Below are 26,570 nucleotides of genomic sequence, written 5' to 3'. Positions count from 1 at the left end.
ATGACAATTGGTGCAAAACAACTGGCGACGCGGGCCACACTGGTCCGCGCGCTGTCATTCTCGGCGGTCACCGCCCTGATGCTGATCCCTACCCTCGCCGGCGCGACCGATCCCGACAAGAACGCGGACGTCGCGGTGACGAGCAGCATCGCCGCCAAGACGCGCTTCGTCTCGCTCGGCGTCGGCAAATCGGTGGTGGTCGACCTGCCGCGCGAAGCCAAGGACGTCCTGGTCGCCGATCCCAAGATCGCCAACGCCGTGATCCGCTCGGCGCAGCGCGCCTATATCATCGGCGCGGCGGTCGGCCAGACCAACGTGGTGTTCTTCGACGCCGACGGCAACCAGGTCGCCTCCTACGACATCGCGATCAAGCGCGATCTCAACGGCATGCGTGCTGCGCTGAAGCAGATGCTGCCGGGCGTCCAGATCGAGGGCGTCGGCGAAAGCGTGGTGCTGACCGGTACAGTGGCAAGCCCTGTCGAAGCCCAGCAGGCCGGCGACATCGCCGCCAAACTGGTCGGCGGCCCCGAAAAGGTCGTCAACTCCATCGTGGTGCGCGGCCGCGACCAGGTGATGCTGAAGGTCACCGTCGCCGAAGTGCGGCGAGACGTCGTCAAGCAGCTCGGCGTCGATCTCACCGCCAACATGAATTACGGCACCGCAGCCGTTGTCTTCAACAACGCCAACGCCTTCACCGCCAACAACGGACCGCTCGCCAACAACGTGCTGACCGGCGCGGCCCTGAACAAGCTCGGCGTGCCGACCGTCACTGCGACGCTGCGCGCGATGGAAAGCGCGGGCGTGGTGAAGACGCTGGCCGAGCCCAACCTCACCGCGATCTCCGGCGAGTCCGCGACCTTCGTATCGGGCGGCGAGTTTCCGATTCCAACCGGCGTCACCTGTCAGACCTCGTCGACGGGCACTATCGGGAATTGCGTCCAGACCGTCAGCTTCAAGAAGTTCGGCATCTCGCTCAATTTCACCCCGGTGGTGCTGTCCGAGGGACGCATCAGCCTGAAGGTGATGACCGAGGTTTCCGAAGTCTCGATGGACAACGCGTTGACCGGCGGCCAGGGCGGCACGACCATTCCCTCGATCAAGACCCGCCGGGCCGACACCACGCTGGAGGTGCCTTCCGGCGGCTCGATCGCGATGGCCGGATTGATCCAGGAGCAGACCAAGCAGGCCATCAACGGAATGCCCGGTGTCGACCAGATCCCGGTGCTCGGACAGTTGTTTCGGAGCCAGGACTTCGTCAACAACGAGACCGAGCTCATGGTCATCGTGACGCCCTATGTGGTGCGCGCGGTTGCGCAGAAGGAATTGTCGCGTCCCGACGACGGGTTCGCCCCGGCTTCCGATGCGCAGTCGGCACTGCTGGCGCGCGTCAATCGCATCTACGGCGTTGCCGCCCGTGCCGAGCCGATCGGCGCCACACCGGTCAATTTCGGCTTCATCATCGACTAAGGCGCTGAAGCGTTGGGGGATGCCATGATGACACGCAACACACGAGCCGCTCATGCCAGGACGCTGTCGCTGGCCGGCGCCCTTCTCGCCACCGCGATCGCGCTTGGCGGCTGCAATCTGACCGGCGATAATATTACGACCGGCACGGTACCCGACGACTACCGGCAACGGCATCCGATCGCGGTCACCGAGGGCGAGCAGTCGATCGTCGTGTTCGTGGGCCGCGCCCGCGGCAACCTCACCGAAACGCAGCGCGACGACGTCATGGGACTGGCTCGCACCTGGCGCCGCGAAGGCACCGGCGCGATCGCGGTCGACGTCCCCGCCGACACCTCAAATGCACGCTCGGCGCAGGCGGTGTATCAGGAGATCCGCGGCGTGCTGGCGTCGATGGGCGTGCCTGCCCACGCTATCACCCGACGTTCCTATCGCGTCGACGATCCGCGCGCGCTGCCGACCATTCGCCTCAGCTATCCGAAGATGGCCGCGGTCGCCGGGCCTTGCGGCTTGTGGCCGAGCGACCTCGGTCCCTCGATCTACAATCCCAGCTACAACGAGAACAAGCAGTGGGACAATTTCGGTTGCTCCACGCAGCACAACCTTGCCGCGATGGTCGCCAATCCGTCCGACCTCGTGCAGCCGCGGACCGAAACCGCAGCCTACACGCCGCGCCGGTCGATCGCGTTCCAGAAGTACGGCAAGGGTGAGTCGACCGCGACCTCCTACCCTGAAGCCGATAGAGCCAAGCTGAGCGACGCCGGGAAATGACCGAACAACACGACGAGCCACAGCACGCCAACGACCACATCGCGCCGGCGCCACGGATTTCCGTGCAGGCGTTCTGCGCCAGCGTCGCGACCGCCACGACGGCGCGCGCCGCCGCCGAAGACCGCCGGCTCGCCAAGGCTCACCTGTCCGTCCATATGGGCGGCATCGCCGCCGCCATCGACGCCTATCACAAGGCGCCGACGCCCAACGTCATCATGCTGGAGACCGAGCCGGACATTGATTTGCTCGCCGGCCTCGACGAGCTCGCCACGGTCTGCGATCCCGGCACCCGCGTCGTCGTGCTCGGCACGCCCGGCGAGACTGCACCGTATCGTGAGTTGGTCCGGCGCGGCGTCAACGACTACGTCATCGGGCCGGTGAAGGTGCTCGACGTCGTGCGCTCGATCTGTGGCCTGTTCTCGTCCTCCGAAGCGGTCTCTGTAGGCCGCCTGATCGCGGTCGCGGGCGCCAAGGGCGGCGTCGGCGCCTCGACGATTGCCCACAACGTCGCCTGGACCATCGCGCGCGACCTCGGGCTGGATTCGGTCGTTGTCGATCTCGACCTCGCCTTCGGCACCGCCGGCCTCGACTACAACCAGGATCCGACACAGGGCATCGCCAACGCGGTGTTCGCGCCCGAGCGCCCGGACAGCGCCTTCATGGAGCGCCTGCTGGCAAAATGCGGCGATCACCTGAGCCTGCTGGCGGCACCGGCCACGCTCGATCAGGTCTACGATTTCGGCGCCGAAGCCTTCGATGCCATCTTCGATACGATGCGCATGACGACGTCCTGCATCGTGCTTGACGTTCCCCATCAATGGACCGCCTGGACCAAACGTGTGCTGGTCGGCGCGGACGATATCCTGATCGTGGCCGAGCCCGACCTCGCCAACATGCGCAACACCAAGAACATGATGAACCTGTTGCGGACCGCGCGCCCGAACGACCGCCCGCCGCTCTATTGTCTGAACCAGGTCGGCATGTCGAAGCGCCCCGAGATCGAGGTCAAGGACTTCGCCAAGACCATCGAGAGCCAGCCGATCGCGACCATCCCGTTCGATTGCAGGTTGTTCGGTGAGGCCGCCAACAACGGTCAGATGATCGCGGAAGTCTCGGCGCGTCACCGCACCACCAAGACCTTCCTGCAGATTGCGCAACGCATGACTGGCCGCCCCGATCTCGCCGAGACGCGCGAGTCGTTCCTGTCGCCGATTCTCAGGAAGCTGCAATCGCGCCGGAACGATGGACGCCGCGCCGCCGGCTAGCCTCCCGGACTTCGCGTGAGAACGCTCTAGTCGCGGCGGCTGGCCGCGACCGGGATCTTGTCCGCATCGGTGCGGCTCGCGTCCCTGCGCGCCAACAGGCGCTTCAGTACGGCGACATTGGCTGAGCCCTGATCCGGCGGCAGATCGGCCTTCATGATGGTTTCGGCTTCAGCCTGGTGGCCCTGCAGGCCGACCACGACGGCGAGATTGGTGCGCACCCGCATGTCGTCGGGCGCGCGATCCCGGGCCCGGCGCAGCGTCTCCTCTGCCTTCGGCAGGTCTTTCGACAGCAGATAGGACAGGCCGAGATTGGAGAGCACCGATGGATCGTCAGGCACGATCTTCAGGGCGCTCGCATAGTACTGCCGAGCCTCGTCGTGGCGCTCGAGCTGATCGAGCACGGCGCCCTGCGCCGACAGGATGCGCCAGTCCGGGTCTTCGGGGGTGTGGGCGCGCCCGAGCACGTCAAATGCCTGCTGGAAATTGCCGTTGTCGGCGAGCGCCCGCCCGTAGCCCGCGAGCAGCGCCTTGTTGCTGGGTTGCGCCAGCACTGCCTGCTCCATGACCGCGACCGCCTGCGCCCGTTGGCCGGTGGCGCGCAGCGCCCGGGCGTATTTCAGCGCGGCGTCGGTGTCCTTCGGATTGGCGCGAACGCGTTCGTGGTAGGTCGCGATGTCGCGCCGTGGGTCGGCGGGGGCCGGCGTGGACTCCGCCGTATCGCCCAATGACCCAGTGATATCGGACGGACCCGAGGTCTGACAGGCAGACAGCCCGATCAGCAGGAGCGCGGCAAATGCCGAGCCGGCGAGACGGTGCAGGCGGCCTGAAGATCGGGATAGTTTGTCAGACATCAATGAGACTCGGAACAGCGAAGGTTCCGGAATGCTCACAGCTTAACCCTAAGTTCCGGTTAAGGATGTCATCATCTCGCCGTCATCCCGCCCAGAAGCAGTGCCGGATGCGGCGCGGACCGCCAACCTGGCGGCCGGATCAGTCGACGAACTGGGCGCCGAATTCGTGCCCGATCCGCCAAGCCAGTCGGCACTGACGCGGACTGCCGCTCGACAGGATGATGGTGAATTCCGGCGGAATCTCCAGATATTCAGCGATCACCTTGACCCCGCCGGCGGAGATATCGGTGATCATGCAGTCGCGTGGCAACGACCCTGTGCCCAATTGAATTTTGGCGACGCTTCGGCACTCACGGCGTTCGCTCTTGCGGCGATTGACAAACATCCTGATCCCCAAGCCCTTCTCTGGATAGCTTCTCGGCTGGACAGCTACTCGTTCCCACCGTCATAACCGGGAAACATTGGGAACTGCCTAGCGGAACCAATCGCAATTGAACGGTCATGTTCGAGATTCGTTTACCGGGCGCGTCTCGTCACCGTTGAACGGTGAGGCCCGCCCCGGGTTTCCAGGTGACCTTCAGCGCCTCAATTGGCCGCCGCTCGCGCTACGGACCCTTTCCGCCAGCCGGTTCCAAACGTGAACAAAAAGGGGTTGATCCCAGGTCATTTGGCGATAGCGTGACGCCTTCGACTCGAATTTGCCGGGATATCCAGGACGTATGGGAAGTCTTGTTCTGCTTGATCTGATGGGGGGCGTCGCGCTCCTGCTGTGGGGCCTGCACATGGTCCACAGCGGGATTCTGCGGGCCTTCGGGCCCGATTTGCGGCTGTTGCTGGCCCGAGCGCTGAGCAACCGCTTCACCGCCCTTGGCGCGGGCCTCGGCCTGACGGCCCTGCTCCAGAGTTCGACCGCGACGGCCCTGATCACCAGTTCCTTTGCTGCCGAGGAGATCGTCAGCCTGGTGCCGGCGCTTGCGATCATGCTCGGCGCCAATATCGGCACCACGCTGATCGTGCAGGTGCTGTCGTTCAACGTCGCAGCCGTGGCGCCGGTGCTGTTCATTGTCGGCCTCGTCGCATTCCGCAGCGGGCCGCGCTCCCGGATCAAGGATCTCGGCCGCGTCTCGATCGGCCTCGGCCTGATGCTGCTCGCGCTGCATATCCTGCTCGACACGATGGCGCCGGCCGAGAATGCCCCGGGCGTTCGCGTGTTCCTGAACGCGATTACCGGCGATCCCGTGCTCTGCATCCTGATCGGCGCAGCCGTGACCTGGCTGGTCCATTCCAGCGTCGCCAGCGTGCTGCTGGTGATGTCACTGGCCTATTCGCAGTTCATCTCGCCCTATGCCGCGTTCGCGCTCGTGCTCGGCGCCAATCTCGGCAGCGCGATCAATCCGCTAATGGAGGGTGCGCGGCGCGACAATCCGGCGAGCTACCGGCTGCCGGTCGGCAACCTCGTCAACCGTGTCGTCGGCATCCTCCTGGTGGTGCCGTTCCTGCGCCCGATCACCGAGCAGATTTACGCCTGGCAGCCGGATCTCGCCAAGGCGACCGCGCTGTTCCACATTGCCTTCAACATTGCGACAGCGGTGCTGTTCATCGGCGTGCTCGACCACATGGCGCGTCTGCTCGAGCGCCTGTTGCCGAAACGGGCGCAGGCGACCGACCCGTCACGGCCACGCTATCTCGACGAGAGCGCGCTGGAGACGCCCTCGCTCGCGCTGGCCGATGCCGCGCGTGAGGTGCTGCATATGGGCGACCATACCGAGGCGATGTTGCGCAAGGTGATGGCGGCGATGCTGACCAACGATCGCGCGCTGGTCGACCAGGTGTCGAAGATGGACAACACCGTCGACCGGCTCAACGAAGCGATCAAGCTTTACGTGACGAAGCTTACCCGCGGCAGCCTGGATGAGCGCGAGGGTCACCGCGCCATGGAGATCGTCGCATTCGCGATCAATCTCGAGCATATCGGCGACATCATCGACAAGAATCTGAGCGAGCTCGCGACCAAGAAGATCAAGCATCGCCTGCAATTCTCGGCCGAAGGCACTGTGGAATTGTCGGCGTTCCACAAGCGCACGATCGACTCGCTGCGGCTCGCGTTCGGCGTGTTCATGTCCGGCGACGCCGCCGAGGCGCGCAAGCTGCTCACCGAGAAGGCCGCGCTGCGCGCGGCTGAACTCGCCGCCGTCGAGCGCCATCTGGAGCGCCTGCGCGAAGGCAGGCCCGAGACCATCGAGACCACCTCGCTGCATCTCGACGTGCTGCGTGACCTTCGCCGCATCCATTCGCACATCTGTTCGGTCGCCTATCCCGTCCTCGACGCCGCCGGCGAGACCGCCGCCGATCGCGAGAATGCGGTGGACGCGGCCGAACTTCCGGCGCCCGGACGGCTTTGATCGAACCTGCCTTCCAGGCTATGTCGGCGGTCGGTGTTCGGAGCCAGGCTGCCGCATCGGCAACGCCGAGGCCGCCGCGAGCTGGTTGATGCTGTCCCGCTGGCGATCGAAAGCCCCAAGCAGATCGCCCTGCAGCAGCCGCCCGCCTGACAATTTCATCCGCAGTGGATCGACATTATGGCCGTTGATCCGCACCTCATAGTAGAGATGCGGTCCGGTCGAGAGCCCGGTCGATCCGACATAAGCGATCGTCTCGCCCTGACGAACGCGGTCTCCGATCTTCAGCCCGGGCGGGAAGCTCGCGACGTGGGCATAGGTGGTCTCATAGCCGCGATCGTGCAGCACGCGGATATATTTCCCGTAGCCGTGCTCGTAGCCTTCGGTCTCGACGACGCCGGCACCCGCGGCCGCAATCGGCGAACCATAGGGCGCCGCAAAATCGACGCCCTCGTGGAAGCGGCGGTCGCCGAGGATCGGATGGATGCGCCAGCCAAAGCCGTCGCCGAGGCGCCCCGTTACGACCGGCTTGCGCAACAGGAATTTGGTGATGGACTGGCCATCCTCATCGTAGAAGTCGGAGCTGCCGTCGTCCGCCGCCGTGAAGCGATAGTAGCGGCGCGCCTGCCCGCCGGCGGTCAAGTCGATGAAGACCAGCTCCGGCTGGCCGATCTCGTTGGGCGCATAGATGATGTTGGCGACGTCGGCATCGCCGAGAGGCTCGTCGAGGTCGAAATCGCGACCGCAAAGCCGCATCACTTCCGCAACGATCCCCTCGTCGACGTGATTGGAGCGTGCAAGCGCATTGAGGCCGTCACGTAGCGTCGCGCCGGGGACGGAGCGGGTGTCGATCGACCGGCGCAGCAATTTCCCGTTCGACACGGCGACATCCGGCTGTTCCGGCACGATCGCCTGGTACTGGCCGCTATCGGTGCGACCGACGGCGGACATTCCGGAGTCTGGCCGTTCGATCGACACCTTCGCGACATGGCCGCGCGGCGATCCGGCGTCTTCGCCCTGTTCGATGATCGTGATCTTCTCGCCACCAGTCAGCGTCTCGTGACCGCCAGGCGACGGGAAGGCAGCAAGGATCGCCGGAGCGTCTTCCGCAGCCGCAGCCAACGCCCGCAGAATGGCGGACAGTGTGTCACCCGCTCTTGCGATGACAACGTGTCGATGGTGACGCGACGAGGAAAGCGACTTCGGAAGGCTGGTGACGTTGACAGCCTCACCGATCGGAGAAGACGGCTGCGGCGCAGCTTCGCTGTCGGCATAGGCGCTGGTTCGGCCCGGCAGCCCGCGGCGTGATGGACCTGTCCGGATGATGGCGGGCAACTCCGACAGCGATTGCGAGTTCGCTCGCTGCTCGTCCTTACCGTCTGCCGGTACTTCGCGACGCTGGTGCTGTTGTGGTTCGGGATCGATCTCCGCGAGCCGCGCTGACACGCGGGTAAATCGACGGACTGAGCCGGCATCGCTCAACTGCTCGATCTTGAGTGCTGAGGAATTGCCTTGCGAGCCAGGTTGCCGATCCAGACGGTCGCCGCGCCGCGCCTCGTCAACCACCTGCCCCGTGAAACGCGGAAGTGAAACGACCGGCGATGCCGCGAATCGCGTGCGATCACCGAATGCTCCACGCAGCGCGCCCCCAAGGAGCACGACGGCTGCGGCCCCGATCAGAACCGTCCCCGCCATCCATCGGATGCTGACTGCGCGCCGGTCCGGCAGGCCGCGCTCGCCGGTCAACGGCGGCTCGTCAGGCAACCCGGCATCACGGACGCTCGATGGATAGCCACGCGCATTGGTGGGTTCGCCGTGGCCGGTCATCAACGCCCCTCGTCCCCTGGCGCATGGTCTCGAGATGCCGCCACGCCCACGACAAGGCGTAGATGCCATACGCCTTGGGGCGATTGTTTGACCGTCGTTCAGATTCGATCAATTGATGCCGACTGGAATCAGTCGAGATTGCCGAGGAGACTGGCATGCCGCTCGTCGCACAGGCGACCACGAAGATTAGTTGTCGAGCGTCTTCGACGCCTTACCGCGGTTCTTCACGATCAGCATGATGTTCCGGATGTAGATCAGCGTCGCCAGGCCCTGCCCGATGATGATGACAGGCTCGCGCTTGGCGAGCCCGTAGACCAGCGTCATCAGACCGCCGCCCATCGAGAAGAACCAGAACGCCATCGGCACCACGCTCTGGCCGGCACGTTCGCTGGATATCCACTGCACGAGAAAGCGGGCCGTGAACAACAATTGCGCAACCAGGCCGAACGCCAGCCAGAAGTCGAACTTGGCGATGAACACGTCGTAGAAATAGGCGCTCATCGCCTGGCCGAACTGAATCAGCATCACGTCACCTCGGTCACTTCAGTGACGACCGGCGTCGGCTTCTTGCGGCGGATCAGCCACCACACGCCACCGAGATCCATGATCCCGATCCAGAGCCGGTCGAAGAATCCATAATTCGACACCCCGGAATGGCGCGGGCGGTCGACGACATCGACATAGGCGATCGCGAGCCCCTCGCGGCGGACCAACGCCGGAAGGAAACGATGCAGCCCGTCGAAATAGGGCATCGCCAGAAACACCTCGCGCGGAAACGCCTTCAGGCCGCACCCGGTGTCGCGGGTGCCGTCGCGCAGGATGATGCTGCGCACGGCGTTGGCGATCCGCGATTGCAGTTTCTTGAAGCCGGTGTCCTTGCGTCCGACGCGCTGGCCTGCGGCGAGGCCGACCCGGCCATTGCCGCTCTCGATCGCCGCGATCAGCTTGGGCAGAAAGGCCGGATCGTTCTGGCCGTCCCCGTCGAGCGTTGCTACGATCGCTCCGCGCGCGGCGCGGACGCCGCTGCGCACGGCCGCGGACTGGCCCGACGAGACGGAATGGCGGAGTTGCCGGAGGTTGGGCCGCAGCGCCATGATCGCACTCAGCCGTTCGCCGGTTGTGTCGGTCGAGCCGTCATTGACATAGACGATCTCGTAAGCCCAGCGTCCGTCGAGCGCCGCCGCGATCTCGGCGATCAGCGGCGCGATATTGTCGGCCTCGTTGCGCACAGGCACGACGATGGAAACGGCGACCGGCGTCTGGTCGGAAGCAGGCAAATCGGCACTCTTGGTTTGGTGTTGGCAGGGGCTGGAACCCGCCCGATCCGGCCATCGGGCGACCGCTTTTATGGGGCGAAGGCGTTCCTCGCAACCCTTTTGAGGCGCCCTTCCGACGGTCCTGACAGCGCCAACACGGTGCCATCGCGATCAATGGCGAAACCAAGGCGGCGGGCGGCGAACCAGTAGCGTACCGTCATTGCGCCGATCACGCCGACCAGCGCGCCGGCCACCACGTCGCTCGGATGATGAGCCAGCAGCACGAGCCGCGTCGCGATGATGATCAGCGCATAGACCAGCATCGCGCCGCGTGCGCGTGGCCACACTGCCGACACGGCGAAGGCCAGCGCAAATGCGGTGATCGAATGTCCCGACGGAAAGCTCGAATAGGCCTCGGTGCCGGCGAAGTGCTGGAAGTTGAAAGCATTGGCCTTGCCGCCGACGAACGGTCGCCCGCGGCCGACGATCCATTTGAGCACTTCCCCCACTGCCACCGACAGCGCGATCGACAGGAACAGGTATTGCAGCCGCGTTCCGAGGCCGAGCAGAGTCGCGCGCGGCACGCCGCGCAGCGCAGCCGCCGCCAACGCGACCGCAACCAGCAGCAGGCCAAGCGCGCTCAGCACATACTCGTCCTTGCCGAAATCGGTGAGTATCTTCACCCACCAGAGACCCGGCGTGCCGCGTGGCGGCATCAGGCTGATCTCGGCGACATCGACCGCATACATCAGCGTGATGATCACGGCGCCGGTGACGATGACGAGCAGGAGCGCGTGGCGCGCGGAGCGTCGCGCCGCCTCGGCCCGGCGCGAATGCGACGGCGCACTCACGAGCTGGGCAAACGACAGCCAGACCAGCGTCAGCAATCGTCCGAAATAGTTGGCGGACTCCGCGGTGGCTGGCGGCGCCGGCATGTCACTCCGTCCCTTCGGAACGGAAGATCGCAATCGAGACCGCCTTGCCCTGCGAGATGTTGTAGCCCTCGATCCGCACCGGCGCGTTGTAGCGCAGGCCGATCGCCTCGGCGCGTTGCACGAAGGCGCGCTCGGAGCGCTGTTCGACCAGCGCGAAGCGGCAGGAGCCCTGCCCCAGGAAATCCGCGGCGCCCGATCCGTCGGTGAGCAGCGTCGAGGTATCGGTCATGAACACGAGGCTCGGCTCATGGAAGCCGGCGGCCGCTGCCTTCGGGCCGACGCAGGTCACGTTGCGCAGCGCGCGCGCGACCTCCTGGCTCGGAAACACGGTGGTGAGCCGCGGCAGCACCACGCCATAGGTGGCGGCCGCCATCAGCGCCGCGGCGATCACCGCATTGAGCAGCGAGCGCTCGGCGCGGCTGTCCTCGAACATCCACCACGCGATCAGGCCGAACACCATCGCCACCGCGAACAGCGGCCAGGCCGGAAAGACCGGCTGATGGATTGCCTTGATGGCGCCGACGATCACGAGCACGGCGCCGAACGCGGGGATGGCGAACCACCAGGCGGCGCCGCGTAACAGCCAGGGGGAGCGCGACAACACACGCCGCTCCAGCGCGCCGACGGTCAGGATCGCGATCGCCGGATAGAGCGGCAGCACGTAGTGCGGCAGCTTGGTCAGCACCGCCTCGAACACGATCCAGGACGGGATCAGCCAGGCCAGCAGGAACTGGGCGCCGGGCTCACGCCGCGCGCGCCAGACCGCCGGCGCCGCAAGGCCTGCGAGCGGAGCGCCGGGCCAGAACGTGATCCAGAACAGCAGCAGATAGACCCCGGGCGGCGCACCGTGCGACTCCTGTGCGCCGAGCTTGCTCAGCATGTCGCCGCCGACGGAGTCGGCAAAGAAGGTTTCGCCGGCGCGCAGGAAGATCAGCACGAACCATGGCAGCACCAGCACCAGGGTCCACATCAGGCCCCACACCGGGCGCATCCGCCAGAACCAGGCCGCTGATCGATCGAGGATCGCGAGCCCGGCCATGGCAAGGCCGACGAACATCAGGATCAGCGGACCCTTGATCAGGATGCCGACCGCAAGCGCCGTCCAGAAGATCGCAGGCGGGGCCCATGACGGATGCGCCGGGTCCTCGCCGCGTTGCCAGGACAGATACACCCGCGCCATCGCGCCCATCGCCGCGGTGACCGTCAGCAGCAGCATGGCGTCGGTCTTGGCGAGCCGCGCCTCGACGCCAAGCAGCACGCAGCTTGCCATCATCAAGGCGGCCAGCACCGCCCCTTGTCGCGTCACGAAGGCGAGCGCCGTCCAATAGGTCAGCAAAACGGCGCCGATGGCGCCGATCAGGGACGGCAGGCGGTAGACCCAGATGCGGACCTGGGCACGCGGCACCCCAAGCGCGGAGATCGTCTTCAGCGCCGCCGCCTGCATCCAGTAGATGCCGACCGGTTTCTTGTAGCGGACGTCGTCCTGGAAACGGATGTCGACGAAGTCGCCGCTCTCGACCATCTGCTTGGTCGCCTGGGCAAAGCGGACTTCATCGCGGTCGATCGGCGGGATGGTGAAGAAGCCCGGCAGGAACAGCACCAGGCAGGTCAGCGTCAGGAACAGGATCGAACGCCATTGGCTGGACGTCGCGAACTCGAACGCCATGAACAGCCTGCGGCTGGAATGCGCAGGTTTTACAGACTGTTGCCCCGCTCCGAAGCGCCGGGGTTGGAGGCTATCCACCATGGGTTTCGCATACGATGAAACCGCAGCGCAAACAACCGTGCTGTTCCGCTTTCCAACCGTGCCGCTCCGCTTTCCCGTGCGATCATTGCACGCGGATCACAACGGTATCCGCTGCCCCCGTGGCGTCGATGACGGTCAGCCGCGCGAAGCCCGGCCCCGGCGGATCGATCAGGCGCTGGCGCCGGCTGTCGATGTCCCCGGCTGAGACACCGTTCACGAGTACCGTCAGCGGCAGCACCCCGCCGGCGACCTTGACCGGCATCGGCGCTTGACGGCCATCCTCGGATTGATCGACGTCGATGCGTGAGCCGTTCAGAGGAAACTGGATGTGCGGCGCCCGGTCGTTGCCGCTGCGGACCAACTCACCGAGCGGCCGGAACCGGCGCAGCGGCGGCGGCAGTTTCGCGTTGGAGGCGACCAGCACGCCCCGCGGCGGCTTCGGCAACGCCGCCGGGATTTTGCCGGTGCGCGCAAAGGCGTCGAACAGGATCGGCGCCGCCGCCGTACGCCCAACCAGGCCCGGCACCGGCGCGCCATCCGGGCGGCCGACCCAGACGCCGATGGTGATGCGGCCGTCGAAACCGACCGACCAGGCATCGCGATAGCCGTAGCTGGTGCCGGTCTTGAACGCGATCCGGTTATGCACGCCGTTCTCCGGCGGCGGCGTGCCGAGCAGGACATTGCCGACCTGCCAAGCCGCCGCCTGATCCATCAGCCGCATCGTGTCGCGGCTGTCGTTCGCCTGCATGATCTCGCGCAATGGCTTTGTCGCGCCGAGCCGTGCCAAGCCGGAATAGAGCTGGGCGAGATCCTGGAGCGTGATGCCGACGCCGCCGAGGCCCATCGCAAGGCCCGGTGCCTCGTCCTTCGGCAGCACAAGGCTGGTGCCGGCCTGCTTCAGCCGCGACGACAGCCGGCTCGCGCCGACCCGGTCGAGCAGCGCGATCGCCGGCACGTTCAGCGACAATTGCAGCGCCTTGCGGATCGGCACTGTGCCCTGAAACGTCATGTCGAAATTTTCCGGCGCGTAAGTGCCGAACCGGATCGGCCGATCCTCGATCAAACTGTCGGGATGAACAAAGCCGTCTTCGAAAGCGAGGCCATAGATAAACGGCTTCAGCGTCGAGCCCGGCGAGCGCACCGCGCGCGTCATGTCGACCTGCCCCGCGCGCCGCTCGTCGAAATAATCTGCCGAGCCGACCCGCGCGAGCACGTCACCCGTTTCGTTGTCGACCACGACGATGGCGACCGAGACGTCGGGCCCCTGCGCAATGGCGCGGTCGCGCGCCAGCGCCTCCAGGTTCCGTTGCAGCGTGGCGTCCAGCGTCAACTTGATGACAGGCGCGTCCTTCATCGTCGCGATCGCCTGATCGGACGAATGCGGCGCCAGGATCGGGATCTGCTTGCGCAGCTTCGGCACGGGCGTTGCCCGGGCCTGCGCGGCGTCGTCCTTCGACACCATGCCGTCCTCGACCATGCGGTCGAGCACGCGGTCGCGCGCGGCGTGGGCGGCGTCCGGATAACGATCGAGCCGCCGCCGCTCCGGCGACTGCGGCAGCGCCACCAGCAGTGCGGCCTCGGCGAGCGAGAGCCGCTTCGGCTCCTTGCCGAAATAGGCAATCGATGCGGCGCGCACGCCCTCAAGATTGCCGCCGAACGGCGCCAGCGCGAGGTAGAGATCGAGGATCTGATCCTTTGAAAGCTGCTGCTCCAGTTCAACGGCGCGCACCATCTGCCGCAGCTTGGCGTAGACCGAGCGCTGGTGCCGCGGCTCGATCAGCCGCGCCAGCTGCATCGTGATCGTCGAACCGCCGGAGACGATGTGGCCGCTTGTGAGCAGCTGGAAGCCGGCGCGCGACAACGCCAGCGGATCGACGCCGTGGTGCTCGTAGAAGCGCTTGTCCTCGTAGGCGAACAACAGCTTCAGATAACCGGGATCGACCGACGTCTTCGCATCGACCGGCAGCCGCCAGCGCCCATCCGTCATCGCATAGGCGCGGAGCAGTTTTCCGTTGCGGTCGACGACCGTGGTCGAGACCTGCTGCGCCTGCGCAAGCGGCAGCGGCCCGAGAGAGACGACCCAGGCAGCGAAGGCCGCGGCGGCGACCAGCGTCGCGGCCGTGCAGATCGCCAAGGCCGTCCTGATCCGCCGCCAGCGCGATGGTCGTACCGGTGCTGTGCTCAACGTTGCACTCATTTCGCCGGCTTCACCTCGACCGCACCGGTACCGCTGCGGCCGTAGCGCGAGGGGTTATACATATCCTCGACATAGGCCTGCGGCAGCACGTATTTGCCCGGCGACACCGCACGCACGACATAGGCGACGGTGAACACCGACTTGTCGCTGGCGCCCCGATCGATCGCTGCGGTGAAGCGGTCATCGCGGAACTCGGTGTTCTTCGGCTCGACGCCATCCTCGATCCACTCGAGCGTGCCGGAATCGCCTGACGACACCAGGTTCGGGTTGTCGATCTCAAGCCCCGCCGGCAGATAGTCGGCCACCATGATGTGGCCGAATTCGGGTTTGGCTTCCGTGACCTTCAGGACAACCGCGAAGCGATCATTCTGTTTCGCCTTGGTGACGTCGGCCGGCTTGCCGTCGAGCGTGAAGTAGCTGCGCTCGATCTTGAAGCCGTTGGAGGCCGCGGGTTCCGGCGTCACCGGCGAGCCCGACACCGAAATCACCGCCTGCACCGTCGCATCGCCGGTGTTGGTGATCTTGAGCGGCTGACCTGTCATCTCTTCGGCCTTGTAGCTGCGATAGACCGCGGTCTTGACCGGTTGGCCGTTGATGTCGAGTGCCAGCGTCTCCCTGGCGAGCGCGCGCGCCGCCAGCACCATCCACGCATTCTCCTGCGTCGAGGTGTAGGGCGACAGCCCGCGCGCCGCCTCGACCCGCAGCACGGCCTGCGTCAGCGTGGTGCGCGGCGCATTGCCCTCGCCGGCGAGCGAGACCAGCGCCGCCGCATCGCGCAGCGCCGAGCCGTAATCGACCCGGCCGAACTCGATCACCGGTTTCGGGTTCAGCGCGTCGAGCGCGGCACCATAGACCCGCTCGGCCCTTGCCTTGTCGCCGACCAGCGCCAGCGCCGCCGCAAGCTGCGCCTTGGAGATCGGCGTCGCCAGATTGTTCAGCTTGGTGTCGGCAAGATAGCGCAGGTCGCCGATCGGCGCGGCCCCGTTGCGCGCGAGCACGTAGAGGCCGTAGGCCAGATCACGACCGCCGTCCTTCTCCGGCTCGTTGGCATTGACCACCGAATTCCTGATGCGGTCGAGTGCGTTCTTGAACAGCACGTCCGGCACCGCAAAGCCCTTTTCGCGGGCCCGGGTCAGGAAGTCGGTGACGTAGGCATCGAGCCAGGCATCGTCGCCGCCGGCCGACCACAGGCCGAACGAGCCGTTCGATCCTTGTCGAGCCAGCAGCCGTTCGATCGCGTCGCGGATGCGCTGGTCGACCGCGGTGTCCATCGCAAGATGCGCGCCGGCGGCGAGATCGTTGACATAGAGCAGCGGCAATGCGCGGCTCGTGATCTGCTCGGAGCAGCCATAGGGGTAGCGGTCGAGCGCCTTCAGGATGCTCGCGGCATCGAGCGCCGTCGACAGGCTCGCCGAGACCGAGACGCTGCCGGTGCCCGGCACCAGGTCGGAGAACATGTCCGAGGTCAGCGTCAGGCTCTCGCCCTTTGCCAGCGTGCGGATCGAGCGGCGCGCCAGCACCTGGGTCGCCGGCTTGACGTCGAGCGCGTAGTGCCGCGCCAGCGTCAGTCCGTTCGGCCCTGATATGTCGACGTCGAAATCGGCGCGCCCTGCGCCGCCGGCCTCGAGGCCGAGCGACAGCGACGTGCGCTGCTTGGCGGCGAGCTTCACCGTCGTGGTCGGGTTGCCCGAGGCCTTGATCGGGCCGCTCGCCTTGACGCTGATGACATAATCGCCGGCGGCGCCTTCGACGTTGTCGATATCCATGCTGATGGTGCCCTTGTCACCGGTCAGCAGGAAACGCGGCAATGTCGCGGTCACCACCACGGGATCGCGCACGGTCACGTCGACATTGGCGCGGCCGAGCTTGGTAGCGCTCCACGCCACCGCCATCACCCGCGCGGTGCCGGCGAATTCGGGGATGTCGAAGCTCACCGCGGCGGTGCCGTCGGGGCCGACCGTGACGATGCCGGAATAGAGCGCCAGCGGCTTCTGTGTCGGCGGTGAGCCCTGCAGTTCGGCACCGGCGGCATCACCGCCGCTGCGGATCTGACCGGTTGTGCCCTGCATGCCGTCGATCAGTTGCCCGTAGAGATCGCGGATCTCGGCGGTCAGGCGGCGTTGGCCGAGATAGTAGTCATCCGGCGCCGGCGGCTTGTAGTTGGTCAGGTTGAGAATGCCGACATCGACCGCGGCCAGCACCACCTTCGCGTCCTCGCCGGGATTGAGCCCGCCGAGCTTGACCGGGATCTTCAGCGCCGTGCCGGGCCGCACCAAGGCGGGCGGCGACAGCGCGACGGAGAGCGTGCGCGTCTTCTTGTCGATGCCGAACCATTTCAGCCCGATCGCGCGGCCCGGCATGCGCCCGGCGGCGGCATCGAGAGGACGGCGCAGCGTCGTCATCACGTAGGCGCCGGTGCCCCAGTCCTTGCCGACCGGAAGCTTGACCTGCTGGGTGCCCTCCTTGACGTCGACGCTTTGGGTGGTCAGCAGGCGGTCGCCCAGCACATAGACCGTGAGCTTGCCTGATGTGCGCGCGTTGACCGACACCGTCATGGTGTCGCCGGATTGGTATTCCGGCTTGTCGATCGAGGTTTCGAGCAGATCGGGCGTGTCGGCGCTGCCGTCGGAATACCAGCCGACATCGAACTGCACCGAGGTCACAGGACCGTCGGCATCGGTCGATTTCACATCAAGCCGGTAGCGGCCGGGCTGCGGCTGGAAGGTCAGGCGCATCGGCTTGTCGGAGGCGAGATTGACGTCGCCGTCGGCGACGCGGCGGGTCGACTTGACCGGCTCATACTGCCAGGACGAATTCTGACGGTACCATTGGTAACGCGACTCCAGCTTCAACAGCTCGTAGCGCAGCCCGTTGCGCGACAGCTGCTTGCCGTCGGGCGCGACGAACACAACGTCGAACTCGGCCTTGTCGCCCTCGGCCACGCTCTTGTCGCCAAACAGCGGCTTGACGCCGATCAGCGAGGCGCTAGGGGCCACCGGCAGCACGATCTTGCGCTCGACCGAACGGCCGCCGGACTCCGCCATGCGGATAAAGATCTGCGCCTCCTGCGGCCGGGTCGAGGCCGGGACCTTCTCGAGCCTGACCGGGAAGCTCGCCGCGCCGTTGGCGTCGGCCTCTGGCAGGTCCTCGATCGGGGTCCGCTCGTTGCTTGCGGTCTGCTCGTCGTCGACGCCGAACTGGTAGCCGGCATAGCCGGGCCGGCCGGCTGCGGCTGGCGCCACCAGCATGTCGCCTTCGAGCTGCAGGCCCGAGGCCGGCGCACCATAGAGGAAGTGGCCGGAGACCTGAAGTTCCACTGGAACTTCAGTTTTGATCACCTTCTCCTTGCTGGTCAGGTCGAATTCAATCCGCTCGGGGATGTAATCCTCGACCATGAAGGTGGTCTCGCCTACCGACGAGCCTTTGGGATCGGTAAAGACGCGCGCACGCCAGGTCCCGGTCGGCACCGCGGAGTTCAGCGCCACCGCGAGCATGCGGCCGCCGGCGCCCTGGTCGGGCAGCACGGTGCGGCGGAATTCGACGCCATCGGGCCGCTCGATCACCATGGTCAGCGGCGTCCCGGTCAGAGCGTTGCCCTGTCCGTCGCGCAGCAGCGCGGTCAAATACACGGTCTCGTTGGAGCGGTAGACGCCGCGCTCGGCGTAGACGAAGGCGTCCGCGCCGACCGGGATTGCGCGGCCTGCGACGCCGCGGTCGGTGAGGTCGAATGCGTTGGTCTTCAGGCTCAGGAAGGCGTAGTCGGCCTTCTCGCCGGTCACCGTCAGCAGCGCGGGCGACAATCCGCCCTCGCCGCGCGCCAGCCCTTGCTCGAACAGCACATGGCCCGCTGCGTCGGTCTTGCGGGTGGCCAGGATCTCGTTGTTGCGGGCGACCAGCTTCACTTCGGCATTGGCGACCGCTTCGGTGGAGGCCAGCGAATTGACGAAGACGTGGATACCGTCGTTGCCGGAGAACGCCGACAGCCCCATGTCGGAAACGATGAACCATTGCGTCGCCAACGTGCCGTCGTCATCGCTGCCGGGCCCCTTGGCCGCAGCGGTCATGACGTAGACACCCGGCTGCAGGTCGCCGAGCGCCTGGTCGACAGGAAACGCGGTGACGACGTCCTGGTTCAGCGTGGTGGCGGTGGCGAGCTCGCCGGACCACACCTTGACGCCGCGCTGGTCGCCGAGATCGGAGAGCTGATAGCGGCTCAGCGTGCTCTGGAAGTCGCTGTCGATCACGGTGTTGATCAGGTTGCGGTCGCCGATCCGGAACACGTCGACCGTGACCGCCGGCGTGTTGACGCTGACCACCGGGATACCGCGCTGGCCGGTCCGCGGCAGCACGTAGGAGCGCCCGGTGAACCGCACGAACGGCTTGCGGTCGCGGACATAGATGTTGAACTCGGCCGATTTCGGCAGGGTCTCCTTGACGGTCGACGGCAGACCTGCGCGCAGATTGATGTTGTAGCGCTCGCCGTGCTTCAGCCCGTCGACGCAAAGTTGCTGGCCTTCGGCCGACAGGGCCGGCTTGTCGGAGCCGGCCAGTGCGAGATACGGCGCGAAGTCGACGCGCTTGGCGAGCTCCTCGGAGAACTGGAAGCAGGCTCGCGGCGATGCCGCGTCGGAATCAACGGTATAATCGAGCAGCCGGAAGCCGTGCTCGTCGCGCATCTTCTCATACTGGCCGCGCACATCGGCGACCTCGCGCTGATCCAGCGACAGCCGCAACGCGTCGAGCGCCGGACGCCACAGCTTGCGCTCCGCGAGCGCCTTGCCGAGCACGGCCAGCGAATCGGCCTCCTCGCCCGCACTGCCGGCGCGCTGATAGGCGATGTAGGCGGCGGTGGAGGCGCGCTCCATCAGGAAGGTCTGTTCGCTTGAGCTGGCTGAGCGGATCTGGAAGACGGTTTTGGCAAGCCGCAGCCAGTTGGCGCCGTCCTCGGGCGCGGTTGCCGCGATCTGGCCGAGGATCGTGAGCCCGCCGCGGAAATCATTGCGCTTGAAGGCGGCGTCAGCGTCGGTCCGCAAGGTCGCAGCCGACTTGTTGACGGCGCCCGCCTCGCTCTTGATCTGGGCCTCCAGCTTGATCGCGGAATCGGCGAGATCGTCGCGCTTGAAGGCCTTGTCCGCGGCCTGGGCGCTCACCAGGCCGAGCGCCAGCGTGGCGCAAAGTGCGGCCGCACGAACCGATCCGATCATGATGGAGCTCCTGAACGCCCCGCGGTCGCCCGCCGCGTTGGGGTTAAAAAATGCGCGAAAAGGTGACAGAGTGAAGGCGCCGACATGAACGGACGAAAACGTCGCAGATTGCATTGCCGACATTCCTTCGACCGGCGCCGGCGGCAGCGTCATGCCGGCTCGGCGGGCTGGTCTGGCCAACACAGGGCGGGACCCCTGCTCGCCTTTGTCGTCCGACCACAAAAATCGGTTCGGACGGACTTGGCGGAAAAGCGGATTTTTCATATTGCGGATGCTACAAGGCGGCCACGGTCCCGTAGCTCAACTGGATAGAGTAGCGGATTTCTACTCCGCGGGTTGCAGGTTCGAATCCTGCCGGGATCGCCAGACGGCTTTTCTCGTCAAAGATTTCAACAACTTATCAGCGCTTTTGCCTAACCTCGGGCTTGGGTTAGGCAATTTATCGAAGCCGTTTTGCAATTTCGCCATGGCTGCAACGGCTAGTTTCCTCTTCGCTGCCTCGCGGCAATACCGCTCGATTTCGCGGATGTCGGTGTGACCCGTGATGGACATGATTTCGAGCGCGCTGCATCCCGCCTCGGCCAATCGACGGCATGCAGCCTTGCGGACTCCGTGCGGGCTCGAGCCTTCTGGCAAGCCAGCGTCTCCTGCAGCTTCGCTAATCCAACTGGAAAACGCCTTCTCACTACGCGCACGGCCATACATGGTGGCAATGAAAGCCGGGCCGTCATTCGGGCAGTCGGCAATGTAGCGCGCCAGATCCGCGTGCACCGGAATGCAAAGCTCAACGTGGCCTTGGCTCTTTTTGGTGCTGATAACGAAACCGTCTTTCGTGAAGTGCTGCCAGCCAAGGCGCACGGCGTCAGAGCGCCTGAGGCCCGTATGTAGCAGCACCTCAAAGGCCAATCGCAATGGTGTGCCAACTTTGTACTGCTTTCGGAATTTGGTGATGTCTTCCTCAGTCCAAGTGCGGTGGCCTTTGGTTTTGAGCTTCACGCGCTTGGCCACAACAACCGGATTGTCGCTGCGCAAGCCAGCCGAAACCGCGTAATCCATCACGGCCTTCAGGCGTTTGCGAAAGTTGGACGCGGCCGAAGGCGTGTCGGCCATCTCGTCAATGATGATGTTGATATTCTTCGGCTGCATGGTGGCAATCGGGCCGTCACCATGCTTCTCAACGAATCTGTCCAGCACGCCGCTGTAAACGTCCTGTGTCGACTTGGCCAAAGCCTTGAATTCGGTGGATCCGTAGTAGCCTTTGACGGCCGCAGCAATCGAGCCAGCCTTGACGCGCCTCACGGCAGGCGTCTCTTCACCGCCCATGCCCGCACGGTATGCCGTCCAAAATTCCTCGGTGTACAACGGCACAGGCAAGGCAATTTGCGGCTTGCCCGGCCTGCGCAAATAGATACGGGGCTGCCCGTGTCTATCCAGGTACTCATTCACATATTTCGGTTTGCGCTGGCGCAATGCTTTTCCCAGTAATCGTTTTCATTGGCGACAGCGGGTGCCTTGCCGTCAAACAACGAATCTAGCTCGTGTCGGTCCCACAGCAAAACGCCCAGCATTTGCCTGGGAGCCGGGATTGCGCCCGCTTCCCGCTGCTTATCGAAATGGCTCGGACTGATTCCGAGATATCGCGCCGCATCGGTACGGCGTAGGCCGCGAGGGACGATGCCCCCGCGTTGATTGTCGTTGGCTGGATTGGGCAAGAGCGCGCCCCTGAAGAAATTGCTCTGCTCTACTTCGCCAGCCGAGGCTAGCGCACCTGTGGGTGGTTGTCGGTCGGAGCCGACTCAAACAACCCGCCCAGCATTATACAGCACCCCTTCAGGCCGGCCCCTTAGCGCATGCCCAGCGGAATGACATCATCATCCGACGTTCGGTTCGCCCACGCAGCACGGGCGTGTTCTATGCGGAGCGAGCCATCCGGATCATGGCGCCCGCCCCACTCACCGGCCTCTCGCGCGAGAGCCGACTCTCCTTTCAAAAGATGCTGAAGAGCCCCACCACGAACAAACGGATCGCAGCCTGCATCCCGGAGGGCGATGTAATAGGCGTGCGCGGAAAAAGCCGTGGATGGGTCAATACTCGCGCTAGCATTAAGATTAAGATCAGACATTCATATTCCCCTGTCGAACCGGCTCATTTGACCGGCCCCGAAACTGTGTTAACACAGATTCCATGAAGCGTCAAACCGTGATAACACAGAAAAAGCGCGGGCCTCCCCCCACGGGAAAGGGCACGCTTATTGGCGTCCGCATGCAGCCAGACGACTTGTCGGCGGTGGACAAATGGATAGCAGAGCAAGACGCCGCACCGACGAGACCGGAAGCTATTCGCAGGCTAGTTGAGATCGGGCTGAAGGCGAACAAATGAGCCTGCCACCCGACATATTCGCTGGGTTAAAGCGGGTGGTCGGTGACTGGCCTGAGTTGGGCGCCAATAGTCTCCCAGAGCACGAACGGCGTGCTGGAAATGACGTCCAGCAAACGCTCCGCGCCCTATCATCATATGCAAGCGATTTTGGCGCGGCTGTTCGACTCTTTGATGAGAGCTTCAACGAGTACGCGCGCGCGACAATCACTAACACAACAAGCGATGGACTTGCGCGAATGCACATAGCGGCGCGCGATGGAGCTGTCACGATCTGGAATTTCGCCAAGGCGTTGGAGTCCACCGCGCGGCCAATCTTCACGGAATGCCCAACGTTGGCCCAATATGTCGATCGTAAACAGCTCAAGGCAGCCAACAAGCTGTTGCGTCAATTATTTCCCGACTTCGCTGAAATTCGTCACTCCGTGGGTCACGCGCAAGAGTTGAGAGAAGAAGCGACCAAGCATCAGGTAGATGGCACTGTCGGCGAGATGTTCCCAACGCTTCACGCGCATCCACTGGCAACCGTTCAGACCAAGATATTGATCCGCAATTCCCTGCACGGCCGAACGTTTCGCAATACGTTTGAGGGACGACTTCGCACATACGAAGTCAGCTCCGACTCCGTTGCTGGACTAAACCGGATCAAGGATGCCGCCTACGCCGCATTTGCCAACTGCCCGTCTGTTCATCAAGCGTAAGACTTGTCCCCTTCATCTCACTAGGTTACTCCGACGCATCTGCGTCCTCGCCAGCCGGCATACCCATGTGCCAAGTCTCTGTCGGGAAATCGCCGTGCCTGGCCGCATTGAGCCGCGCAAACATTACGGAACTAGAGATCTTGGTGCCGATGGCTTCGATGATCTGCAGAACCTCGGTCGGGCGAACTAGAGTGCCGCGCAGAAGTAGGCTTCCGTCTTCTTTGCTGACCACGGGATAGCGAAATAGATGCACCTTGTGGAAATCGGACAGCCTTTCAGTCATGGCCTCCGCGTGCTCAACATCGACCACCAGCCCGAGGCTCTTCGCTTTTTCGTAAGCCTTCAGAATGTGGTGTTGGAGGCCGAACACCTCGAGATAGGGGACATCGCGCGAGAGAAGATACGCCTTAAGCATTAGCTCAAGGCTATGGCTCATCATGAAATACGTTGGTGGGATTGTGTCCATTGCAGATGCGTCGCGAATGAGCGTATCCGCAGCGCGTAGGTATGCAACTGCCTCGTGCCAAAACTGGTTCGCCAATATCCCAAGAGGAACCTGGTTGTTCATTTCAGCCTAGCTAAACGAGCCCCCGCTCAACGGCCATGCGCCGCGCGCGCCGCATGCGATGGAAAAACTACGCCGCCGGGCTCGAAAATGAGCGTCCCGACGGCGCCTATCTGCTGGGCCCCTGAAATCCCCCAGCAACGCCGATGTAGCAGTTGTCGCGCGGCGGATTTGTGAACTGGTTCACAAATGGTGCCCCGTAAAACCACGGCCAACAATCCCCCGAAGCTTTCGCTCCGGGGGATGTCGAGAACGATCTGCTGTTTGCCACGGTACATAACAGACAGCGGTCGAGCGTAGTCTGCTCTCCCATCAACCGGAAGGCGACTAAAGGCTAACGGCCGTGCAGCCCTTAAGCCAAATCCACATCATAGTTGCCCAGCCCCGCCCCCGCGATCTACAGTTGCAGCTGGGCGTAGGGGACTTCAATGGCACTGTTCAAGCGCAAAGAGAATTGGGAACGCACATTCCGGTTGAGGAGCAACCATGGCGCTTCAAAGGGATTTCTTGCAGTATTGTTTTGGCTTTGGGGAGTCATCGGCTTGCTGTTCAACGCCGGCACGCTATTCGGACTCACCGGCAATATTGGCGTCGGTACGTCCGCATATTTGACGGCAACCTGCCTGGTGTGGATTGGCGGCATGGTGCTGTTCGGTATCGGCGCCCTACTTGCTCACACAGATTTTGATGGTGAGCGGCCGATGGAAGAGGATTACGGCGACGTTCGGGTGAGCAGGTAGACCGTCAGCAAATTTCACTCCCCCGGGGCATCACCGCATGAATCTTAGCACGTATAGTCGGTATCTCGAGTCGCTCGAAGCCGTTCCATTTTCAGGGCAGTACATGCCTTATGATTGGTGGCACATGCCCGACTCACCGACTTTTCATTGGTTTGCTTATCGTCCAATGATCGATGAATTCTCGCGAGAGATCGCGAACAGCATCAATGATCTGACGAACTATGCTCACAATCTCAAGGCTTGGCACAGAGTGCTCTCAGACATGACGGAGGACGAACAATTCGACGTACATCACGATGCCATAGATCCACTCGCCGTCACCGCGATAAATCTGCCGCACGTCATTCGATCCAGATTAACGCATGATTTTCGCAATGCTTACAACCATCGCTTTTCTCCGCGTATCGGTCATGGAATTACACAGGTTGTTAGCCGCAGCATCGACCCGACTTCCAAGCAAGTCACTTATACCTACACAATGCTCGACGGCATAAAACTGGACCCTTTAACCGACCTTTTGACGGGTCAATGCGAACGCGCATACGTCGCGTTCGCCGCGTTTCAGGATTTAGTGAACGATCAAATCGCTACTATTAAGTAGGTGGCTGCTACAAACCCTTCAACTACGAGCGATTCCCGTGTGGTCAACCAGCAGATTCCGCCGACTTCCGCTTGAGCTTCGCGTCGCCCTAGCAGCAACGCTCGCAATTTTTGCCCTCAATGTTGTATGGGCCTACACGCAAGCAGGCTGGAAGATTGACCCTGGCGCCGCGACGCTTTGCGGGGCGATCCTTGGCCTAGCTATTATAGGACACCAAGCCAGACGCGGCTTTGCGAATCTTATCCGTTCGCAGGAGCATCAAGCCAAACTCAACCGCGAGGCCAGGGTGCATGCTGCTGAACTGGAAGAGGCTGCGGCGCGCGCACAAGAAGAAAACGATCGCAGCCTGCTACGCGCCGCCATAAGGGCCGAGCTTGTTGGGTTGCTCAATGAGGCACAGAACTATCAAGGCGTAATGGACACCTTCTCTCAAATGTCGGGTGCGATGGCTCAATCGAACGTTCCGGCATTCAAGCAGGCACTACATTTTCCGACCTTCAAGACGCCGATATATGACACGAATATTTCGAAGATCGGACTACTCGGCATCTCGATAGCCGCTGACGTGGTCAAAGTCATGAACAGAGCCAAACGCCCCGAGTTGAGTATTCCAAACGAGCCTCCATTAGAGCACAAGTTCATGAAAACCATTTACGATACTGCTTCCGCAGCCTACAAAAATTGGGGAAGCGATATCTATCACGTCGCCATGCGTATACGCGCGACTGAGGAGGGGTGGAGAGATCCCGGCACACTAGTTGAGACAGCCGCTGCCCGCCAAGCGAATACCCAAGCGTATGAGAGTCCCAGCAATCCCAAGGTGGAGCCCACGGCTGAACTAGTCCATGACAACCCTGTCTAACTCTACGCCAACACCCGACGCGCCTTGGCGTCCTTAACAGCGGCCACAACCCGCGTGGGCAATTCCGCCTGCAGTTGCGCGATTTGCCCTTGCAGCCGGGCCAACCCAGCGGAGTCAGCTCCGCGCGCATCGATATTGATCGACACAGGGGCAGACACTCCGCCGCCAACTCCACCAGACTTGAGCACGTCATTTGGAATGACTTGCGCGCCGCGAGGCAGGTTCAGCAACTCTGGCCCGTTCTCGCCTACAAGCGACATGCCGCCAGGCGCGAAGTCCGTACCTGTTGCGAATGCCGGCACTGTTGGGCCAAATCCGCCTATTCCATCAGTGGCAATGCTGGCTTTACCGCCAAACAGACCACCAAACAGATTGCCAAGTCCGCCGCTGCCACCGAACGCTGCTGACCAAAGCTGATCAGCCGCCATCTGCGTTAGTTTGTCAGCAATCTTGCCGAGCGCATTGAGGCCGGCTGTCTTGAGCGCGTCCATCGCGGATGCGCCGTTGCGGATCTGGGTTTCAAAATCTACCAAGAAACCGCTGTTGACCTGTTGGCCAAGCGTGGCCAGTTCCTTGACGGTGGTATTGAACCTGAGGCCAGCAGCCTCGCTGCTCGCCAGCGCAGCCGGAATGTCGTTGCCGTAAATGCTCTTCAGCTGCTGGGCAATCGCCAGATCTTGCGGGGATAGAAATGCGGACTTGCCGCCAAACTGGATATCAGATGCAGTCTTGGCCTTGGCCAGAGCCTCGGCCGCCGCCCCAGCGTCCTGCGCAAGGTCTTGGATTTTGTCGCGGAGTGCCTGCGTCAC

General features: G+C 63.9%; 19 protein-coding genes, 1 tRNA gene and 1 pseudogene. 9 read left to right on the top strand and 12 right to left on the bottom strand.

The window, feature by feature from the left end:
• Genes CO675_RS10470 through CO675_RS10460 form a run of 3 tightly spaced genes read left to right on the top strand, consistent with a single transcriptional unit; the run spans position 1 to position 3,500 of the window.
• A complete protein-coding gene (locus tag CO675_RS10470; RefSeq protein ID WP_097671866.1) occupies positions 1 to 1,467 on the top strand; it encodes a type II and III secretion system protein family protein in 1,467 nt (488 codons plus the stop codon).
• A gap of 27 nt (positions 1,468 to 1,494) precedes the next feature.
• Positions 1,495 to 2,235 carry a CpaD family pilus assembly protein gene (locus CO675_RS10465; RefSeq protein ID WP_198964565.1) on the top strand — a complete coding sequence of 247 codons (741 nt, stop codon included), beginning with the start codon at positions 1,495 to 1,497 and terminating at the stop codon, positions 2,233 to 2,235.
• Positions 2,232 to 3,500: a CpaE/TadZ family protein gene (locus tag CO675_RS10460; protein WP_097671864.1), complete on the top strand. Its 1,269-nt coding sequence runs from the start codon at positions 2,232 to 2,234 to the stop codon at positions 3,498 to 3,500. Before CO675_RS10465 ends, CO675_RS10460 begins: the two co-directional genes overlap by 4 nt.
• A gap of 26 nt (positions 3,501 to 3,526) precedes the next feature.
• Here the strand turns inward: CO675_RS10460 and CO675_RS10455 are convergent, their stop codons facing one another.
• Together CO675_RS10455 and CO675_RS39850 are read right to left on the bottom strand one after the other, a co-directional pair.
• Positions 3,527 to 4,351, bottom strand: coding sequence for a tetratricopeptide repeat protein (locus tag CO675_RS10455; protein ID WP_198964564.1), 825 nt, complete (start codon positions 4,349 to 4,351; stop codon positions 3,527 to 3,529).
• A gap of 139 nt (positions 4,352 to 4,490) precedes the next feature.
• Positions 4,491 to 4,736 carry a PilZ domain-containing protein gene (locus CO675_RS39850; protein WP_021079298.1) on the bottom strand — a complete coding sequence of 82 codons (246 nt, stop codon included), beginning with the start codon at positions 4,734 to 4,736 and terminating at the stop codon, positions 4,491 to 4,493.
• Between the two features lie 334 nt (positions 4,737 to 5,070).
• Between CO675_RS39850 and CO675_RS10450 the strand changes: the two genes are divergently transcribed.
• Positions 5,071 to 6,753, top strand: a complete 1,683-nt coding sequence (locus CO675_RS10450; protein ID WP_097671862.1) for a Na/Pi cotransporter family protein — start codon at positions 5,071 to 5,073, stop codon at positions 6,751 to 6,753.
• Positions 6,754 to 6,771: 18 nt separating this feature from the next.
• Here the strand turns inward: CO675_RS10450 and CO675_RS10445 are convergent, their stop codons facing one another.
• The 7 genes from CO675_RS10445 to CO675_RS10415 all read right to left on the bottom strand — a co-directional run bounded on the left by CO675_RS10445 (position 6,772) and on the right by CO675_RS10415 (position 19,916).
• Entirely contained in the window at positions 6,772 to 8,577 is a 1,806-nt protein-coding gene (locus tag CO675_RS10445; protein ID WP_158231211.1) for a M23 family metallopeptidase, read from the bottom strand.
• 186 nt (positions 8,578 to 8,763) lie between these two features.
• Positions 8,764 to 9,102, bottom strand: coding sequence for a lipid-A-disaccharide synthase N-terminal domain-containing protein (locus tag CO675_RS10440; RefSeq protein WP_097671860.1), 339 nt, complete (start codon positions 9,100 to 9,102; stop codon positions 8,764 to 8,766).
• On the bottom strand, positions 9,102 to 9,854 hold the full coding sequence (locus CO675_RS10435; protein WP_097671859.1) for a glycosyltransferase family 2 protein: 753 nt from the start codon (positions 9,852 to 9,854) through the stop codon (positions 9,102 to 9,104). Before CO675_RS10435 ends, CO675_RS10440 begins: the two co-directional genes overlap by 1 nt.
• A gap of 68 nt (positions 9,855 to 9,922) precedes the next feature.
• Complete coding sequence (locus tag CO675_RS10430; protein ID WP_097671858.1) at positions 9,923 to 10,768, bottom strand: phosphatase PAP2 family protein; 846 nt, start codon at positions 10,766 to 10,768, stop codon at positions 9,923 to 9,925.
• A 1-nt stretch (position 10,769) separates the two neighbouring features.
• Positions 10,770 to 12,515 carry an ArnT family glycosyltransferase gene (locus CO675_RS10425; RefSeq protein ID WP_198964563.1) on the bottom strand — a complete coding sequence of 582 codons (1,746 nt, stop codon included), beginning with the start codon at positions 12,513 to 12,515 and terminating at the stop codon, positions 10,770 to 10,772.
• Between the two features lie 82 nt (positions 12,516 to 12,597).
• Positions 12,598 to 14,712 carry a penicillin-binding protein 1C gene (pbpC, locus tag CO675_RS10420; protein ID WP_097671856.1) on the bottom strand — a complete coding sequence of 705 codons (2,115 nt, stop codon included), beginning with the start codon at positions 14,710 to 14,712 and terminating at the stop codon, positions 12,598 to 12,600.
• Positions 14,709 to 19,916, bottom strand: a complete 5,208-nt coding sequence (locus CO675_RS10415; protein ID WP_097672271.1) for an alpha-2-macroglobulin family protein — start codon at positions 19,914 to 19,916, stop codon at positions 14,709 to 14,711. The genes pbpC and CO675_RS10415 overlap by 4 nt, the downstream gene beginning before the upstream one ends.
• Before the next feature lie 289 nt (positions 19,917 to 20,205).
• Here CO675_RS10415 and CO675_RS10410 point away from each other — a divergent pair.
• Positions 20,206 to 20,282, top strand: a tRNA-Arg gene (locus tag CO675_RS10410).
• Here CO675_RS10410 and CO675_RS41980 read toward each other — a convergent pair.
• Positions 20,241 to 20,972, bottom strand: a complete 732-nt coding sequence (locus CO675_RS41980) for a tyrosine-type recombinase/integrase (RefSeq protein ID WP_502693378.1) — start codon at positions 20,970 to 20,972, stop codon at positions 20,241 to 20,243. The two genes, CO675_RS10410 and CO675_RS41980, sit on opposite strands and share 42 nt — an antisense overlap.
• Positions 20,973 to 22,291: 1,319 nt before the next feature.
• Between CO675_RS41980 and CO675_RS10390 the strand changes: the two genes are divergently transcribed.
• Complete coding sequence (locus tag CO675_RS10390) at positions 22,292 to 22,993, top strand: hypothetical protein (protein ID WP_097671854.1); 702 nt, start codon at positions 22,292 to 22,294, stop codon at positions 22,991 to 22,993.
• Positions 22,994 to 23,018: 25 nt separating this feature from the next.
• On the opposite strand, the gene CO675_RS10385 is transcribed toward CO675_RS10390, so the two are convergent.
• Positions 23,019 to 23,561 (bottom strand): hypothetical protein, encoded by a 543-nt coding sequence (locus tag CO675_RS10385; protein ID WP_097671853.1) that lies wholly within the window; start codon positions 23,559 to 23,561, stop codon positions 23,019 to 23,021.
• Between the two features lie 425 nt (positions 23,562 to 23,986).
• Between CO675_RS10385 and CO675_RS10380 the strand changes: the two genes are divergently transcribed.
• Genes CO675_RS10380 through CO675_RS10370 form a run of 3 tightly spaced genes read left to right on the top strand, consistent with a single transcriptional unit; the run spans position 23,987 to position 25,761 of the window.
• Complete coding sequence (locus CO675_RS10380; protein WP_097671852.1) at positions 23,987 to 24,298, top strand: hypothetical protein; 312 nt, start codon at positions 23,987 to 23,989, stop codon at positions 24,296 to 24,298.
• Positions 24,299 to 24,335: 37 nt separating this feature from the next.
• On the top strand, positions 24,336 to 24,899 hold the full coding sequence (locus tag CO675_RS10375; protein WP_143278940.1) for a hypothetical protein: 564 nt from the start codon (positions 24,336 to 24,338) through the stop codon (positions 24,897 to 24,899).
• A 37-nt stretch (positions 24,900 to 24,936) separates the two neighbouring features.
• Positions 24,937 to 25,761 (top strand): hypothetical protein, encoded by an 825-nt coding sequence (locus tag CO675_RS10370; protein ID WP_097671850.1) that lies wholly within the window; start codon positions 24,937 to 24,939, stop codon positions 25,759 to 25,761.
• A 2-nt stretch (positions 25,762 to 25,763) separates the two neighbouring features.
• On the opposite strand, the pseudogene CO675_RS40455 reads toward CO675_RS10370, so the two are convergent.
• Positions 25,764 to 26,570: pseudogene (locus tag CO675_RS40455) on the bottom strand (hypothetical protein); the annotation flags it as partial.

Origin of the sequence: Bradyrhizobium sp. C9 (genome assembly GCF_002532045.1) — a bacterium.
In the GTDB taxonomy this organism is placed as follows: Bacteria; Pseudomonadota; Alphaproteobacteria; order Rhizobiales; family Xanthobacteraceae; genus Bradyrhizobium.
Note: the sequence above shows the minus strand (reverse complement) of the source record. Positions and strands in the feature narration are given on the sequence as shown.

Bases quoted from the DNA above. Each gene is read 5' to 3' on its own strand.
- CO675_RS10390 (WP_097671854.1), top strand. From the start codon at position 22,292: ATGAGCCTGCCACCCGACATATTCGCTGGGTTAAAGCGGGTGGTCGGT.
- CO675_RS39850 (WP_021079298.1), bottom strand. From the start codon at position 4,736: ATGTTTGTCAATCGCCGCAAGAGCGAACGCCGTGAGTGCCGAAGCGTC.
- pbpC (WP_097671856.1), bottom strand. From the start codon at position 14,712: ATGAGTGCAACGTTGAGCACAGCACCGGTACGACCATCGCGCTGGCGG.
- CO675_RS10450 (WP_097671862.1), top strand. From the start codon at position 5,071: ATGGGAAGTCTTGTTCTGCTTGATCTGATGGGGGGCGTCGCGCTCCTG.
- CO675_RS10380 (WP_097671852.1), top strand. From the start codon at position 23,987: ATGGCACTGTTCAAGCGCAAAGAGAATTGGGAACGCACATTCCGGTTG.
- CO675_RS10375 (WP_143278940.1), top strand. From the start codon at position 24,336: ATGAATCTTAGCACGTATAGTCGGTATCTCGAGTCGCTCGAAGCCGTT.
- CO675_RS10385 (WP_097671853.1), bottom strand. From the start codon at position 23,561: ATGAACAACCAGGTTCCTCTTGGGATATTGGCGAACCAGTTTTGGCAC.
- CO675_RS10430 (WP_097671858.1), bottom strand. From the start codon at position 10,768: ATGCCGGCGCCGCCAGCCACCGCGGAGTCCGCCAACTATTTCGGACGA.
- CO675_RS10425 (WP_198964563.1), bottom strand. From the start codon at position 12,515: ATGGTGGATAGCCTCCAACCCCGGCGCTTCGGAGCGGGGCAACAGTCT.
- CO675_RS10460 (WP_097671864.1), top strand. From the start codon at position 2,232: ATGACCGAACAACACGACGAGCCACAGCACGCCAACGACCACATCGCG.
- CO675_RS10415 (WP_097672271.1), bottom strand. From the start codon at position 19,916: ATGATCGGATCGGTTCGTGCGGCCGCACTTTGCGCCACGCTGGCGCTC.
- CO675_RS10470 (WP_097671866.1), top strand. From the start codon at position 1: ATGACAATTGGTGCAAAACAACTGGCGACGCGGGCCACACTGGTCCGC.
- CO675_RS10455 (WP_198964564.1), bottom strand. From the start codon at position 4,351: ATGTCTGACAAACTATCCCGATCTTCAGGCCGCCTGCACCGTCTCGCC.
- CO675_RS41980 (WP_502693378.1), bottom strand. From the start codon at position 20,972: ATGGATTACGCGGTTTCGGCTGGCTTGCGCAGCGACAATCCGGTTGTT.
- CO675_RS10440 (WP_097671860.1), bottom strand. From the start codon at position 9,102: ATGCTGATTCAGTTCGGCCAGGCGATGAGCGCCTATTTCTACGACGTG.
- CO675_RS10465 (WP_198964565.1), top strand. From the start codon at position 1,495: ATGACACGCAACACACGAGCCGCTCATGCCAGGACGCTGTCGCTGGCC.
- CO675_RS10445 (WP_158231211.1), bottom strand. From the start codon at position 8,577: ATGACCGGCCACGGCGAACCCACCAATGCGCGTGGCTATCCATCGAGC.